This is a genomic window from Leisingera sp. ABM4_101 (genome assembly GCF_056158725.1).
On the sequence record NZ_JBSWTV010000002.1, the window covers coordinates 3585442 to 3601170 of the forward strand.

General features: G+C 65.6%; 14 protein-coding genes. 1 reads left to right on the plus strand and 13 read right to left on the minus strand.

Annotated elements, in window-relative coordinates:
* Window positions 1–110: 110 nt before the first annotated feature.
* From ftsZ to ftsW, 11 genes are all read right to left on the minus strand, one after another.
* Window positions 111–1832 (minus strand): cell division protein FtsZ, encoded by a 1722-nt coding sequence (gene ftsZ / locus ACXAEK_RS18690; protein WP_475044192.1) that lies wholly within the window; start codon window positions 1830–1832, stop codon window positions 111–113.
* A 374-nt stretch (window positions 1833–2206) separates the two neighbouring features.
* Window positions 2207–3541, minus strand: coding sequence for a cell division protein FtsA (ftsA, locus tag ACXAEK_RS18695; protein ID WP_475044194.1), 1335 nt, complete (start codon window positions 3539–3541; stop codon window positions 2207–2209).
* Window position 3542: 1 nt separating this feature from the next.
* A complete protein-coding gene (locus ACXAEK_RS18700) occupies window positions 3543–4436 on the minus strand; it encodes a cell division protein FtsQ/DivIB (RefSeq protein WP_475044196.1) in 894 nt (297 codons plus the stop codon).
* Window positions 4424–5344, minus strand: coding sequence for a D-alanine--D-alanine ligase (locus ACXAEK_RS18705; RefSeq protein WP_475044198.1), 921 nt, complete (start codon window positions 5342–5344; stop codon window positions 4424–4426). Before ACXAEK_RS18705 ends, ACXAEK_RS18700 begins: the two co-directional genes overlap by 13 nt.
* A gap of 293 nt (window positions 5345–5637) precedes the next feature.
* Complete coding sequence (gene murB, locus ACXAEK_RS18710) at window positions 5638–6579, minus strand: UDP-N-acetylmuramate dehydrogenase (RefSeq protein WP_475044200.1); 942 nt, start codon at window positions 6577–6579, stop codon at window positions 5638–5640.
* On the minus strand, window positions 6531–6836 hold the full coding sequence (locus ACXAEK_RS18715) for a hypothetical protein (RefSeq protein WP_475044202.1): 306 nt from the start codon (window positions 6834–6836) through the stop codon (window positions 6531–6533). Before ACXAEK_RS18715 ends, murB begins: the two co-directional genes overlap by 49 nt.
* Before the next feature lie 119 nt (window positions 6837–6955).
* Window positions 6956–7204, minus strand: a complete 249-nt coding sequence (locus ACXAEK_RS18720) for a DUF2484 family protein (protein ID WP_475044204.1) — start codon at window positions 7202–7204, stop codon at window positions 6956–6958.
* Window positions 7201–7449 (minus strand): hypothetical protein, encoded by a 249-nt coding sequence (locus ACXAEK_RS18725; RefSeq protein WP_475044206.1) that lies wholly within the window; start codon window positions 7447–7449, stop codon window positions 7201–7203. The genes ACXAEK_RS18720 and ACXAEK_RS18725 overlap by 4 nt, the downstream gene beginning before the upstream one ends.
* Entirely contained in the window at window positions 7450–8847 is a 1398-nt protein-coding gene (gene murC / locus ACXAEK_RS18730; RefSeq protein WP_475044208.1) for a UDP-N-acetylmuramate--L-alanine ligase, read from the minus strand.
* Between the two features lie 5 nt (window positions 8848–8852).
* Entirely contained in the window at window positions 8853–9944 is a 1092-nt protein-coding gene (locus ACXAEK_RS18735) for a UDP-N-acetylglucosamine--N-acetylmuramyl-(pentapeptide) pyrophosphoryl-undecaprenol N-acetylglucosamine transferase (RefSeq protein WP_475044210.1), read from the minus strand.
* 25 nt (window positions 9945–9969) lie between these two features.
* Entirely contained in the window at window positions 9970–11136 is a 1167-nt protein-coding gene (gene ftsW, locus ACXAEK_RS18740) for a putative lipid II flippase FtsW (RefSeq protein WP_475044212.1), read from the minus strand.
* 234 nt (window positions 11137–11370) lie between these two features.
* Between ftsW and ACXAEK_RS18745 the strand changes: the two genes are divergently transcribed.
* Entirely contained in the window at window positions 11371–12552 is a 1182-nt protein-coding gene (locus ACXAEK_RS18745) for a BaiN/RdsA family NAD(P)/FAD-dependent oxidoreductase (protein ID WP_475044214.1), read from the plus strand.
* Window positions 12553–12772: 220 nt separating this feature from the next.
* Here ACXAEK_RS18745 and murD read toward each other — a convergent pair whose 3' ends face one another.
* Window positions 12773–14170: a UDP-N-acetylmuramoyl-L-alanine--D-glutamate ligase gene (gene murD / locus ACXAEK_RS18750; protein WP_475044216.1), complete on the minus strand. Its 1398-nt coding sequence runs from the start codon at window positions 14168–14170 to the stop codon at window positions 12773–12775.
* Window positions 14171–14634: 464 nt separating this feature from the next.
* Complete coding sequence (gene mraY / locus ACXAEK_RS18755; RefSeq protein WP_475044218.1) at window positions 14635–15717, minus strand: phospho-N-acetylmuramoyl-pentapeptide-transferase; 1083 nt, start codon at window positions 15715–15717, stop codon at window positions 14635–14637.
* Between the last annotated feature and the right edge of the window lie 12 nt (window positions 15718–15729).

The window sequence follows — 15729 nt, forward strand, 5'->3', positions numbered from 1 at the left end:
AACATGGCTGTAACAGATAAGCAAAACACCGCTTAGAACCACGTAAGCCCCTAATCTTAATAACAAAAAAGCCGCCCGAAGGCGGCTTTTCAGAACTGATATGTGATGCCTCAGTTAGCCTGGCGGCGCAGGAAAGCGGGGATTTCGATCCGCTCCTGATCCGGATCCGCCTGCTGCTGCTGAACCGGCTGCGGCTGGGCTGCCGGGGCCTGCGCCTGCATTGCGGGCTGCTGGCGCACGGCCTGCGGGCCCGGTTTCGCCGCCGGAGCCTCTGCGCTGCCGGTCATCCGGTGGATCAGCGAGTTCAGGCCAAAACGGCGCTGGCCCTCGGCCTGCGGCTGCTGTGCCTGGGACTGCGGCTGCGGCGCCGGGGCTGCCGGGGCTGCCGGACGCTGCTGCGCCTGCGGCTGCTGGACCCGCTGGGCCGCGGCCTGCAGACGTTCCAGCGCCTGCGGCGACGGGGTGCCGGGCGCCGGCGCCTTGGGGGCGACAAAGCTGTCGGCCTGCGGTTCGGCTGCAACATCTGCCTGCGGGCGGAATTCCGGCACCTGCGGCTGATATGCGGGCGGCGGCAGGCCGTCGTCGCCCATCGGCTCGATTTCTTCAAAGATATCTTCGGCCTGCTCCTGCGCCGCGGCTTGCTCAACGTTCATTTCAGCAAACAGCGCCGGCTCTTCCAGCGCGGCGGCCGGCTCAGCCGGTGCAGCTTCGGCAGCAGGCGCCGGGGCGGCCTCAGCGGCGGCAGGCTGCGCAACCGGGGTTTCCAGCTCCAGCGGAGCCGCGGTGCGGGTGTCCTCGACGCTGACGGTCTGACGCAGCGGCGCCGACATCGGACGGCGCGGCACCGGCATATCGGTGTTCACATCGGTTGCGTCGATGCCGGTGGCCACGACGGACACGCGCATCTTGCCTTCCATGCCGGTGTCCAGGGTCGAGCCGACGATGATGTTGGCATCCGGGTCCACTTCCTCGCGGATGCGGTTGGCGGCCTCGTCCAGTTCGAACAGGGTCAGATCGTGCGAACCGGTGATGTTGATCAGCACGCCCTTGGCGCCCTTGAGGCTGATTTCGTCCAACAGCGGGTTGGCAATCGCCTTCTCGGCGGCCTGGACCGCGCGGTCCTCGCCCTCACCCTCGCCGGTGCCCATCATCGCCTTGCCCATCTCGTCCATCACCGCACGCACGTCGGCAAAGTCGAGGTTGATCAGGCCCGGGCGCACCATCAGGTCAGTGACGCCCTTGACGCCCTGATACAGCACGTCATCCGCCATCGAGAACGCCTCGGTGAAGGTGGTCTTCTCATTGGCAAGGCGGAACAGGTTCTGGTTCGGGATGATGATCAGCGTATCGACCACGCGCTGCAGGCTTTCGACGCCTGCTTCGGCCTGACGCATCCGCTTGAGCCCTTCAAACTGGAACGGTTTGGTGACAACGCCCACGGTCAGCACGCCCAGTTCCCGCGCGGCCTGCGCGATGATCGGAGCGGCGCCGGTGCCGGTGCCGCCGCCCATGCCCGCGGTGATAAAGCACATGTGCGCGCCCGCCAGGTGGTCGACGATCTGTTCGATGCTTTCCTCAGCCGCGGCCGAGCCCACCTGCGGGCGGGCGCCAGCGCCCAGGCCCTCGGTGACTTTCACACCCAGCTGGATGCGGGCCTTGGCCGCGCTTTGCTGCAGCGCCTGCGCGTCGGTATTGGCCACGACGAATTCAACGCCGTCCAATTCCTTTTCGATCATGTTGTTGACAGCGTTGCCGCCGGCCCCGCCGACACCAAACACCGTGATCTTCGGCTTCAATTCTTCCTGCCCGGGCATCGAAAGATTCAACGTCATGCTCATACCGCCTGTGTTACCCGCCCTTCCCGCAAAGGGCTTATTCCTGTCCTATTCACCATAATCTTACCGCGCAGCGGATGATGCGTCATCCCAAAAAGCACTCTGTGCTACAAAATACAGCCTCATTCTAAGGCTTGAAACGCGGTATTTCGCCGTCCCTAGCAGATATTGGGGATTCAGCACAAGCCACACACAACAAAACCTCTCCGCCCGCAAAATCGCTTTGCAGAGGAGATGTGTTCCGAAACTTGGCTGGCCACTGCCCGGCCTGCTGAATCGCCGCGTTTGCCGCGGACGTTAATGACAACCTAACGGGTCAGAAGGGCGCTGTCACGCCCCCAATGCGCATTCCGGTTGAATTGAACTCCGGCTTACCAGTTGTCGCGGAACCAGCGCACCGCCCGGCCCAGGGTGCCCGCCGGATGGCGGCTGGCAGGCATCTCGAAATCCCACCACTCATCCTGCGGATGGGCGGCAAACAGGCACAGGCCCACAGCAGAGGCAAAGCCCGGCCCGGTTGCCGATTGCGGCAGGCCGTGGACGCGCAAGGGCCGCCCCAGCCGCACCTGCTGGCCCAGGATCCGGCTCGCCAAGCCGTCCAGCCCCATGATCTGGCTGGAGCCGCCGGTCAGCACGATCTGCTGGCTGGGCAGGTATTCAAACCCGGCCGCATCCAGCCGCGCCCTCACCTCCTCCAGGATTTCCTCAACGCGGGGGCGCATAATGCCGATCAGCTCCGCCCGGCTGACGGTGCGGCGGTCGTGCTCCCAGTCGCCGGTATCGCCGCCGATGTCGATCATGTCGCGGTCATCGGCGCCGGTGGCATGCACCCCGCCGCAGAAGGTCTTGATCCGCTCCGCATTGGCCAAGGGCACGCCCAGCCCCATCGAAATGTCGCTGGTGATGTGATCGCCGCCCAGACGCACCGCGTCGGCATAGATCATATGCTTCTTCATAAAGACCGAAATCGAGGTGGAGCCGCCGCCCATGTCGATACAGGCGGCGCCCAGTTCCTGCTCATCCTCGACCAAGGCCGAAAAGCCGGAGGCATAGGCCGAGGAGGCAATCCCCGCCAGCTCCAGATCGCAGCGCTGGATGCAGCGCACCAGGTTCTGCACCGCGATGGCATCCACCGTCAGCATATGCATGTCGACCGCCAGGGTCTGGCCCATCTGGCCGCGCGGATCGCCCAGGCCGGAACGGTTGTCGAGCGCGAAATTCACCGGCTGCGCGTGCAGCACCTCGCGGCCCGCGCCGTATTCCGGCACCTCGCAGGAGGCCAGCACCTGCGCGACCTCATGCTCCGAGACTTCCTGCCCCTCCAGATCCAGCCGCGCATCCAGCCCGTAAGAGCGCGGATTGGCGCCGGAGAAACAGGCGATCACATGGTCGACCCGCACCTCGGCCATCTTCTGCGCTGCCTGCACCGCGGTGCGGATGGCGCGCTCGGTCTCCTGCATGGCGGTGATTTCACCGAACTGCACGCCGCGCGACCGCGTGGTCGCCGCGCCGATCACCCGGAACCCCGACTGCCCGGCCAGGGCGCCGATGGAGCCGTCCTCGCTCAGCTTGCCGGCGCCGTCAAAGCGCAGCACCAGGCAGGCGATCTTGGAACTGCCCACGTCCAGAATAGCCACCACACCGCGCTGCATCGCCTGGCGGCGCATCTGCCGCATCGCCCGCTGGGATTGATAGAGATCTGTCATGTTACTGCCCGCCCCCGTTCAGCTGCCGGATCCGCCACCAGTTTTCCACTGAGTTTTCGGTCATCCGCACGGTGGGGCGCCCAGCCAGGCGCATGTCCACCGCCGCCACATCGCGTTCCAGCAAATCCTGTACTTCACTTACCGCCAGCACCCGCTCCAGCGCCCGCACCGGCTGTTCAGCCGGCAGCATGATGCGCTGCTTGCGGTCCAGCACCACGTCCCAGCGCCGCTCGCCCACGCGCACCAGCCCGCGCAACCGCGGCCCCAGCGGCTTGGCCGCTGCAAACAGCCGCAGCGCCTCTGCCGCTACGCCGTCCGCCCCCTTGCCCGCGATCAGCGGCAGGTCCGGATGCAGGCTGCGGCGGCCCAGTTCAGCGACGTGAATGCCGCTTTCGTCCAGCAGCGCCAGCCCCTCGCGGCTGCGCCAGATCAGTGCCGGTTCGCGCTCCTCGACGTCCACCTGCAGGATGCCGCCGGGGCGGATCCGCACGCTGGCGGTCTTCACAGGGTCCAGCCCGGTGATCACATCGCGGATCTGCTCCAGGTCCAGATCAAAAGAGCTGACCGGGAAATCCAGCGGCACCACCTCGCGGATGTCCTGCGCCACGCTGGTGCCGGCACCGTCCACCGCCATCACGTTGACCATGAACTCCGGCCGTTCCTCGATCGCGGCGCGGGCGTCATTCACCAGCCCCTGCAGCACATCGCGGCGGCCCTCATCAGCCAGATAGGCGCTGCCCGCGGCCAGGACCAGGCAGAACGGCACCCCAAAGCGCAAGCCGACACGGATCCCCGGTGTCAGCATCCAGCGCTGCAACCGGTACTTCAGCCGCGACGGCGCCGGGTCGCAGCGCCCTTCCTCCGGCTTGCGGAAGCGCCCGATCAGCGGTTGCATGAGGCATCCTCCACCATCCAGGCGCAGAGCTGGCCAAAGGTCATGCCGCAAAAAGCCGCCTGCTCCGGCGCCAGCGAGGTTGGCGTCATGCCGGGCTGGGTGTTGGTCTCCAGAAGGATCAGCCCATTGGCCCCGCGCGCCTCATCCCAGCGGAAATCGGTGCGGCTGACACCGCGGCAGCCCAGCACCTCATGCGCCTTCAGCGCGTATTCCAGGCACAGGTCGAAGATTTCCCGCGGCAGATCCGCCGGCAGCACATGGCGCGAGCCGCCGGGCTTATACTTGGCGTCGTAGTCATACCAGCCGTCGGTCAGGATATCAGTAACCGTCAGCGCCCGGTCCCCGACCACCGTAGTGGTCAGCTCACGCCCCGGCGCGTAGGTCTCAACCATCACCTCGGCGGGCATTTCCTGCGACAGCCGCGGCGGGCCGTTGGCGGCCTCCTGCACAATATAGATGCCGACGCTGGAGCCCTCGTTGTTGGGCTTCACCACATAGGGCGGCGCCATCACATGGCCGGCGCTCACGTCGTCCTTGGCAAACAGCCCGCTTTCCACCACCGGCAGCCCGGCGGCGCGGTAGACCTCCTTGGATCGCTGTTTGTCCATCGCCAGCGCCGACGCCAGCACGCCGGAGTGGGTATAGGGGATCTGCAGCCATTCCAGCACGCCCTGGACGCAGCCATCCTCGCCCCAGCGCCCGTGCAGCGCGTTGAACGCCACATCCGGCTTCACCTCCAACAGGCGCGCGTGCAGGCCGGCGCCTGCATCCACCTCAACAACCTCGAACCCCTCACCGCGCAGCGCCGCCGCGCATTCACGGCCGCTGGACAGCGATACCTCGCGTTCGGCTGACGGTCCGCCCATCAGCACCGCGACTTTCGGGAGTGCCCTGCTCGACTTACTCACCACGAAGCGCCTCAATACATGCGGGGCTTTCATGCCCCTGTTTCTTGGAGCCCGAACAGGCCCGCCTTATGTTTTTGCGCCGGTTTGGCCCGGCTGATTTCCGCGGGGCACTGCGCCCCTTGCACCGGCATATCATTGCCGCCTCTTCGGCACCCTACCGCCCGAAATCTTACCGGGGCGTTAATGTTGCCTTTACCACGTTTAACAATTGCCGCTGCCCGCGCCCTTTCAGGGGCCTATGGTCTCCTCAGGCTGCGGCAACAGAAGCCTTTGTCAGCGCTCAGGTTTTCCGGCTATTCGGGAAGCGGATCACCAATCCGCATGATTTCCCACTCTAGCGTGATGCCGGAAATCTCGTAAACCTTTTTCCGCACGTCTTCACCCAGACCTTCCAGATCTGCGGCAGATGCGCCACCCGTGTTGATCAGGAAGTTGGAATGCTTCTCGCTCATCTGGGCGCCGCCGCGCCGGGCGCCGCGCATGCCGGCGTTGTCGATCACCTTCCAGGCCTTCAGGTCATGCACATCATCCGCCCGCCCGGTCGAGGAGAACCCGGCCGGATTGCGGAAAGTGGAGCCTGCAGTGCGCTCCTTGGTGGGCTGGGTCTCATCCCGTTTCTTCAGCTGCGCTTCCATCCGGGCATGCAGCTCTGCCGGGTCGCCCTTGGGGCCGCGCAGGGTGGCAGACACCAGCACCGCCCCCTCGGGGAATGCCGTTTGGCGGTACTGGAACTCCAGTTCCTTTGCCGTAACCTCGCGGATTTCACCCTGGCGGGTCACGATGGTGGCCGAGACAAAAACATCCGCCAAATAGCTGCCGTAGCAGCCCGCGTTCATCCGCACCGCACCGCCGATGGAGCCGGGAATGGTGCGCAGGAAGGTCAGGTCGATCCCCGCATCCGCTGCGCGCCTGGCCACATGGGCATCCAGCGCCGCAGCGCCGGCGGTGACGGTATCCCCCGCCGCTTCGATCCCGTTGAACCCGCGGCCCAGCCGGATCACCACCGCCCGCAGCCCGCCGTCCCGCACAATCAGGTTCGACCCGACGCCGATCGGGAACACCGGCACTGCCGGATCGAGGCCGCGCAGGAAATCCGCCAGGTCGTCAACGTCCGCAGGCTGAAACAGGCAGTCCGCAGGCCCGCCCACGCGCAGCCAGGTCAGCTCCGCCAGCGGCCTGCCTTCTGTCAGCCGCCCGCGAGCCGCCGGTAGTATCCCTTCAATTTGCGCCGCCATCGTCGTTTCCGTCCCAAGTTCCAGCCTGCCAGCGAACACAGTCCGTAGACGAGGTGGCCGCCAAGATAAAGGGATATTGCCATCCGGCGGCCGGACTCCGCCTCAAACAGCAGCCGCGCAGCCAGCCAAACCAGGATGGCAAGCCAGACCGCCGCCACGGCCGCTGCCAGATCAGAGCGCCTGGACCGGCCCAGCCGGTACAAACCGGCCAGCCAAACAACACCAAACGCCAGCCAAAGTGCAGATACAGCAACCAAGAAAGGTCTCCACCGCCAGCCGGTACACGCTGGCCTGAAACAGGAAATACGAAGTATGCTTGCCTGTTTAGCAGAGGACCTCAAAGAAACTGTAAATACGGCAGGGCGGGCTGCGCCGCTCAGAAACCGGTGACGCGCCGCACCCAGCGGCCCAGGTAGATCACCGGCCAGCGCAGCACCGACATCCCCGCCAGCAGCACCGCCAGCCCCCACCAGGGGCCGTTTTCATAGGTCACATAACCCAGCAGCGGAATGCCCAGCGCAATCAGCACATAGGCGCGCCGCCAATGATTGTCGCGGCTGGGGATCATCGCCAGAACATTGGCCGCCAGCGCCCAGACGGCAGCAAGGGTGAGGGAAAGCGTCATTCCTCTACCACCCCTCCCTTGGCCCAGCGCCCCAGAAGGAAACCTGCCAACAGCGCCGGAATTCCGACCGGAAGTAAGAAGACAAATGAAAACCTGAAGGATGCCCAATCTACTGGACTTGCCCCCCAGTATTCGTAAATCAGGCCGCCAGAGAACAACAAAAGCAGCCCCCCCGACAGCCAGCCCGGCAAAACGCCAAAACACGCCCCAACAAGAAGCAAGGCTATCGGTGCAAGAAGCAGCATTTAGGCTTGCAGCCGGTCCGGCAGGCCGTTGGCCCAGGTGCTAATGGTGCCGGCGCCAAGGCAGACCACCATGTCGCCAGGGCGGGCCTGCTCGCGCACCAGGCGCTCCAGGTCTTCCTCGTTCAGGATGGCGCGGGCGTGGCGGTGGCCGTGGCGGATCAGGCCTGCCACCAGGTCATCGCGGCTGGCGCCTTCGATCGGGTCCTCGCCGGCGGCAAAGACCTCGGCAATCGCCACCACGTCAGCCTCGTTGAAACAGGCGCAGAAATCGTCGAACAGGTTCGACAGGCGCGAATAGCGGTGCGGCTGATGCACGGCGATCACCCGGCCCTCGCAGGCTTGGCGCGCGGCCTTCAGCACCGCGGCGATTTCCACCGGGTGGTGGCCGTAGTCGTCGATGATGGTGACGCCGTTCACTTCGCCCACCTTGGTGAAGCGCCGGTTGACGCCGCCGAACGCAGCCAGGGCTTCGCGGATCTCAACACTGTTCATGCCCAGATGCCGCGCCACCGCAACCGCGGACAAGGCATTGGAGACGTTATGGTCTCCTGGCATCGGCAGGGTGCAGCCCTCGATCACCCGGTCCTCGGCCTGCAGCACAACGTCGAAATGCGCCACACCCGCCTTGTAGGTCAGGTTGACGGCGCGCACGTCCGCCTGCGCATTGAAGCCATAAGTCACCACCCGGCGGTCGGAAATCCGGCCCACCAGCGCCTGCACCTCCGCGTGGTCGGTGCAGCAGACGGCCACCCCGTAGAACGGGATGTTGGAGACAAACTCCAGGAAGCCGTCGCGCAGCCGGTCAAAGTCGCCCCAGTGCTCCATATGCTCGGGGTCGATATTGGTCACCACGGCGATGGTTGCGGGCAACCGGTTGAAGGAGCCGTCGCTCTCATCCGCCTCGACCACCATCCATTCGCCCTGCCCCATCCGCGCGTTGGAGCCATAGGCGTGAATGATGCCGCCATTGACGATCGTGGGGTCGAAACCGCCGGCCACCATCAGCTCTGCCATCATGGTGGTGGTGGTGGTCTTGCCGTGGGTGCCGGCGATGGCGACGTTGGACTTGAGCCGCATCAGCTCTGCCAGCATGTCGGCGCGGCGCACCACCGGCAGGCCGCGCAGGCGGGCCTCGTCCAGCTCCGGGTTGCCCGGCTTGATGGCGGAGGAGATCACCACAACCGCGGCCTCCTCCAGGTTCTCCGCCTTCTGGCCGACGAAAATCCGCGCGCCCAGCTCTTCCAGCCGGCCGGTGATCTTGGAGGATTTCAGGTCCGAGCCCTGCACCACATAGCCAAGGTTCAACAGCACCTCGGCGATGCCCGACATGCCGATGCCTCCGATACCCACGAAATGGATCGGGCCGACGTCGCCAGGCAGTTTGGTTGCAGGGTTCATAACGTTTATCCTTCCTCGGCCAGCTGCTCCACCAGTGCTGCCAGACGTTCGGCAGCATCGGGGACTCCGGCGCTCAGTGCAGCGGTTGCCATCTGCGCGGCAGCCTGCGGGTTACTCAGAATCGCGCCCATATGCTCTGCCAGCACCGGGATATCAAGGGCGCTTTCGGGAATCATCACGGCGGCATTGGCGTCAACCAGCCCGCGGGCGTTGGCGGTCTGGTGGTCGCCTGCGGCGGCGGCAAAGGGGATCAGGATCGAGGGCCGCCCGATGATCGAGATATCCGCGACCGAAGACGCGCCGGAGCGCGAGATCACCAGCTGCGCCTCCGACATGCGGGCGGGCACATCGGTGAAAAACGTCTGCACATCGGCGTTTATGCCGTGCTCGGCGTAAAACGCATTGACCCGCTCCTGGTCCTCCTCGCGCGCCTGATGCGACACCCGCAGGTGGCGGCGAATATGCTCCGGCAGCGCCGCGACGGCCGCGGGCACCACATCGGACAGGATGCGCGCGCCCTGGCTGCCGCCCATGACCAGCAGCGACATCGGGTAATCCCCCGGCGGAATATAGCCAGCACCCGCCCGCTCCTTCACTGCGCTGCGCACCGGGTTGCCCACATGCTCATGCGCAACCCCTTCCGGCAGCGCGGTCGGCCAGGTGCCGCAGGCCACCCCCGCCACGCGGGTGGCGAAGAGCTGATTGACGCGGCCCAGCACGCCGTTCTGCTCATGGATCATCCGCGGCAGTTTCAGCAGCGTTGCCGCCCCCAGCGCCGGGATCGACGGGTAGCCGCCGAAACCGATTACCGCATCGGGGCGGTCACGGCGCATCTGCATCATCATCGACACAATACCGCCGGCGATCTTCGGCGCCACCAGCGCCTTGGCCAGCAGCCCGCCGCGGGCAAAGGTGGCAGAGGACACCTGCGAGATTTCAACCGCGCTGGGGAAGGACGCGGTGTAGCGCGCGCCGCGCGCGTCGGTCGACAGTTTCACCCGCCAGCCGCGCGCCAGCATCATTTCGGCCAGCGCCTGTGCAGGAAACATATGGCCGCCGGTTCCCCCGGCAGCCATCAAGAGCATTTTCTGTGCCATCGCAGCTGGTCTCTTTTCTCTCTCGTCAGCGGCCGCGGCCGTTCAGGTAGTCGGCAATCCCGCCCTGCGGGCGCGTCCGGGTAAAAGCCAGGAGCATACCCACTGCAATTCCGGTGGCAATCAGCGAAGATCCGCCATAGCTGACAAACGGCAAAGTCATGCCTTTGGCGGGCAAGAGCCGCACCGCAACCCCCATGTTGATCATCGCCTGCACGCCGAACATGCACACGAGGCCGGTGCCTGCGAGGCGGATGAAGGTATCGCGCTCGCGCATCAGCCGGAACAGCGAGCGCACCACGATCGTGGCATAAAGCGCGATCAGAACCGCCACCAGCACCAGCCCGTATTCCTCGGCTGCCACGGCCACGATGAAATCCGTATGGGCATCCGGCAGCGACCATTTCACCTGCCCCTCGCCAACGCCGACGCCAAACAGCCCGCCCTCGCGGATCGCGTTGGTGGCATAGCCCAGCTGGGTGGTCGGATCGACATCGGGGTTCAGGAAGCCGTCGATGCGGCGGGCAAAATGCTCAGAGCTGTTATAGGCAAAAACCCCGCCCATCACGACCACAGCGGCCATGCAGACCAGCAAAAGCATCGGCGCACCGGCGACAAAATACATCACCCCCCAGCCGAACAGGATCAGGCTTGCCTGGCCGAAATCCGGCTGCAGGACCAGCATCATCACCACCATCATGCACAGCGCAAAGGACATCAGCGTGCCCGGCGGGCCGTTGATCTGCTGGCTGGCGGCAATCATCCAGGCGGCCACCACAATGAACCCCGGTTTCAGGAACTCCGAGGGTTGCAGCGAGGCAAAGCCAAGCGAATACCAGCGCACCGCCCCCTTGCCGAAATCGGTGCCGAAGATCGGCAGGAAGGCCAGCGCCACAAAGGCCACGGCAAAGCCCAACACCGCCAGCCGCCGCACCAGCACCGGCGACATCACCGAGGTGATCAGCATCGCCATCAGCGCCGTCAGGCCGAAAACCGCCTGCCGCTGAACATAGTGGAAATTGCCGAACCCGTTTCTTTCCGCCAGCGGCACCGAGGCGGCAAGCCCCAGCAACAGCCCGATCACGAACAGCATCAGGATGCAGGACATTGTCCATTTATCCAGCGTCCGCCACCACTTGGGAAGAATTGGCTCACCAGCCTGCACGGGAACCGCGCCATAGACCATCTCAGTCATGGGAATACCGCCACTATATGCCTCGCTCCGCCCCGTTTTCGGGGTCTCACTTAAACTGTAACGAAACGTGAGCCAGCGCGCCAGAAAAAGAACACAGTTCGGCGGAAAACCACCGCCGCGCCGGCAGGCCATCTTGACAGCAAGAAGCCGCCCGCGGGCCGGCGCCAATCTGCCAGGCGATCCCGCCCCGGCCTTCCCCTTGCGCCGCCCCCGGTTCCGTGGTGGATGCGCGCCATGCAGGTGAACACTCTGATTCTCGGCGCCGGTGCGGCCGGCATGATGTGCGCGCGCCACTCAGGCGGCAGCACTTTGGTGATCGACCACGCCAAGGCACCGGGCGAAAAGATCCGCATCTCCGGCGGCGGCCGCTGCAATTTCACCAACATGTATGCCGAGGCGGGGAACTACCTCTCGGCCAATCCGCATTTCTGCAAATCGGCGCTGGCCCGCTACACGCAGTGGGACTTTATCGAACTGGTGGACCGCCACGGTATCGCCTGGCACGAAAAAACCCTGGGCCAGCTGTTCTGCGACGGCTCCTCCAAACAGATCATCGCGATGCTGGTGCAGGAGATGCAGGAGGCCGGCGCGGACCTGTGGCTGCACACTTCGGTCGAGAGCGTCGAGCAGACCGCAGACGGCTACACGGTCCAACTGCTGCGCGAGGGCAAACCCCATACCGTCAGCTGCCGCAACCTGGTGCTGGCCACCGGCGGCAAGTCGATCCCCAAGATGGGCGCCACCGGCCTTGCCTATGACCTCGCCCGCCAGTTCGGGCTTGAGGTCACCGAGACCCGCGCTGGCCTGGTGCCCTTCACCTTCCCCGACGGCCGTTTCCAGCCGCTGGCCGGGGTCTCCCTGCCCGCGCGGCTTAGCAATGCGCGCACCAGCTTTGACGAGGCCCTGCTGTTCACCCACCGCGGCCTCTCCGGCCCTTCCGTCCTGCAGCTCTCCTCCTACTGGCGCGAGGGCGAGGAGATCACCGTGAACCTGATCCCTGAAACACCGCTCTATGACCTGTTGCGCGAACAGCGCCAGGCCGAGGGCCGCCGCGACCTGACCACCGAGCTGTCCCGCCACCTGCCGGGCAAACTGGTGGATTTCCTAAAGCCGCAACTGGAGCTCAAGGGCCGCCTTGCAGACCAGTCCGACGCCGCGCTATCCGCCCTTTGCGAGGCGCTGCAAAGCTGGCGCCTGCTGCCCGCGGGCACTGAAGGCTACCGCACGGCGGAAGTCACCCTCGGCGGCATCTGCACCGATGGCCTCTCCTCCAAGACCATGGAGGCGAAAGCCGCCCCCGGGCTTTACGCCATCGGCGAAGCGGTGGATGTGACCGGCTGGCTTGGCGGCTACAACTTCCAATGGGCCTGGGCGTCGGGCCATGCCGCAGGCACCGCCATCGCCGCCAGCGGCTGAGCTGCCCCCTGTCCCTCAGGGATTTCCGCTTCGGAGCCGCCTTCGCTTGGGCACAGGTGGCCGGGGACAGCGCACGGGATCACGCGGAATTGCCGAGGGGCCCCGCCTTGGCGGGGAGACGGCCATTCTGCTTGAGCATGGGGGATGGCTCTGGCAGGCAAAGACCATGCGATGGCGGGTCAGAGGCGGATTTTCCGCTTGGGTGAGCCTGAAGCCCCTGCTACCCCAGCCGCTTTTTCACCTCTGCCGTGAAGTCATCACCGCGCTGTTCAAAGTTGTCATACTGATCAAAGCTCGCCGCCGCAGGCGCCAGCAGCACGGTGTCGCCCTCTTCAGCCTCCGCCATGGCGCGCTCGACCGCCGCCGCCATGGTGGTGCAAACCTCCGCCTCCACATCCAGCTGCAGCGCAAAGCCCGCCGCTTCGCGGCCGATCACATAGGCCTTCACCACATTGCCGGTCTGCCCCTGCAGCGCCTCCAGACCGCCGTCCTTCTCCAGCCCGCCGCAGATCCAGCGGATGTTCTTGAAGGCGCTCAGGGCCTTCACGGCGCTGTCCAGGTTGGTGGCCTTGCTGTCATTCACATAGCGCACACCGCCTGCCCCGGCGATGGTCTGGCTGCGGTGCGGCAGGCCCGGGAAGGTAGCCATCGCCTCGCCGATCAGCCGCGGCGCCAGGCCCAGGGTGCGCGCCGCCGCATAGGCCGCGCAGGCGTTCTGGTGGTTATGCGCACCGGGCAAGCCGGTCATTTCGCGCAGGTCGATCGACGCCGCCTGCCGCCCCTTGCGGTACTCAGACAGGAACCCCTTCCTGGCAAAGACCTGCCAGCCCGGCCCGGTCAGCTTGCGGGCCGCGGACACCCGGATCACCCGGTCATCGCCCAGCCCCTCAGACAGCTGGCCTGCCAGAAACAGCCCCTCATCCTCGTCAATGCCAATGACGGCACGGTCCGGTCCGCCCTCGGCAAAGAGCCTGCGCTTGGCCGCAAAATAGCCGCCCATGCCGCCATGCCGGTCCAGGTGATCGGGCGAGAGATTGGTGAAAACCGCCACATCCGGCGTCAGGGCGCGGGCCAGTTCGGTCTGATAGCTCGACAGCTCCAGCACCACCACGCCGCCCTCGCCCGGCGGGTCGATGTCCAGCACACCCCGGCCGATATTGCCTGCCAGCTGGCTTTCGCGCCCGGCCTCCTGCAGGATGTGGTGCAGCAGCGCCACCGTGGTCGATTTGCCATTGGAGCCGGTGACCGCCACCACCCGCGGCGGCTGGTCGTACATCTGCCACCCGGCATCGGCGAAGGAGCGGAAGAACAGCCCGATATCATTGTCCACTGGCACACCCGCCTCAATCGCGGCGCGGATCACCGGGTTGGGCTTGGGGTAGAGATGCGGAATGCCGGGCGAGGTGATCAGCGCTGCCACGCCGTCAAAGGCGCCGGCTTTATGCAGATCGCGGCAAGTAAAGCCTTCCGCCTCCGCCGCATCCCGCGCCGCCGGGTTGTCGTCCCAGCACAACGCTTCGGCCCCGCCTTCGCGCAGGCTGCGCGCCGTCGCCAGCCCTGAGCGCCCCAGCCCCAGCACCGCGACCTTGGCGCCCTCATATCCTTTGACCGGGATCATCTCCTGCCCTCATCTTCCTGAACCGTTTCCGGCGGCACTTTGCACAGGAGCCGCCCCGCCTGCAAGAAGCCGCCCGGCACGGGCCGCCAGGCCCGTGCCATGCCCAACAATTGGCAGGCAGGCGCAGCCTGCCGAAATTGGCGGGAGAGCGCCCGTTGCGCAGCCACCGTACGCTGTCCTCACCACATCTTCACCCGGCCGGGGTATGGTCAATCCGTTGCAACAAGACGACCAGGAGACCGGCCCCCTCAGACCACCTCTTCATTGGGTGCAGGGCGGGTCCGCATGAGGCCGATAGACGGGCATGGCCCCTTGGCAAGGGCCATCCGATGCTCCGCCCCTTTGGCGGCGCCGCCTTCCTTACCAAAGACAAACCGCCCGCAGCAGCAGCCCCGGGCGGTTCCATAGAAAAGAGATTGCAAACTGCCCCGCCGAAGACACGGTGCGGCAGCCAAAGGGCGTGTTTACCGCACCTTCAGCGTTGCCAGGCCGATCATCGCCAGGATCAGCGAGATGATCCAGAAGCGGATCACGATCTGCGGTTCGGCCCAGCCCTTCTTCTCATAGTGGTGATGGATCGGCGCCATCAGGAACACGCGGCGCCCGGTGCGCTTGAAGTAAAGGACTTGAATGATCACCGACAGCGCCTCAACCACGAACAGCCCGCCAACGATGGCCAGCACCAGCTCGTGCTTGGTGGCGATGGCAATGGCGCCCAGCGCGCCGCCCAGGGCGAGCGAGCCGGTGTCGCCCATGAACACCGCCGCGGGCGGCGCGTTATACCACAGGAAACCCAGGCCCGCGCCGAACAGCGCCGCGCAGAAGATCAGGATCTCGCCGGTGCCGGGCACGTAATGCACGTCCAGGTATTCGGTAAAGTCGACCCGCCCCACCGCATAAGCGATGACCCCCAGGGTTCCGGCCGCAATCATCACCGGCATAATCGCCAGCCCGTCCAGACCGTCGGTCAGGTTCACCGCATTGGCGGCGCCGACAATGACGCAGATTGAAAACGGCACATAGAAGATCCCCAGATTGATCAGCGTGTCCTTGAACACCGGCAGCGCCAGCTGGTTCTGCAAAGGCTCCGGATGATAGGCCGCGGCCCACAGCGATGCCGCCACCGCAATCAGGATCCCCAGCGCCAGCCGCAGCTTGCCCGGCACCCCCGCCGTATTCTGCTTGGACACTTTGGCGTAATCATCGGCAAAGCCAATGAGGCCGTAGGCCAGGGTCACAAACAGCACCAGCCAGACAAAGGGATTGTCCCAGCGCGCCCACATCAGCGTCGCAGTCAAGAGTGCGCCAACCACCAGGAGGCCGCCCATGGTCGGAGTGCCCGCCTTGGAAAAATGCCCCTCCGGCCCGTCGTCGCGGATCGGCTGGCCCTTGCCCTGCTTGCGGCGCAGCACGTTGATCAGCGGCTTGCCGAACAGGAAGCCGAAGATCAGCGCGGTCATGAAGGCGCCGCCTGCGCGGAAGGTAATGTAGCGGAAGAGGTTGAAAACATCCCCCCCGTCCGACAAAGCGGTCAGCCAATAGAGCATTTTGCTCTTCCC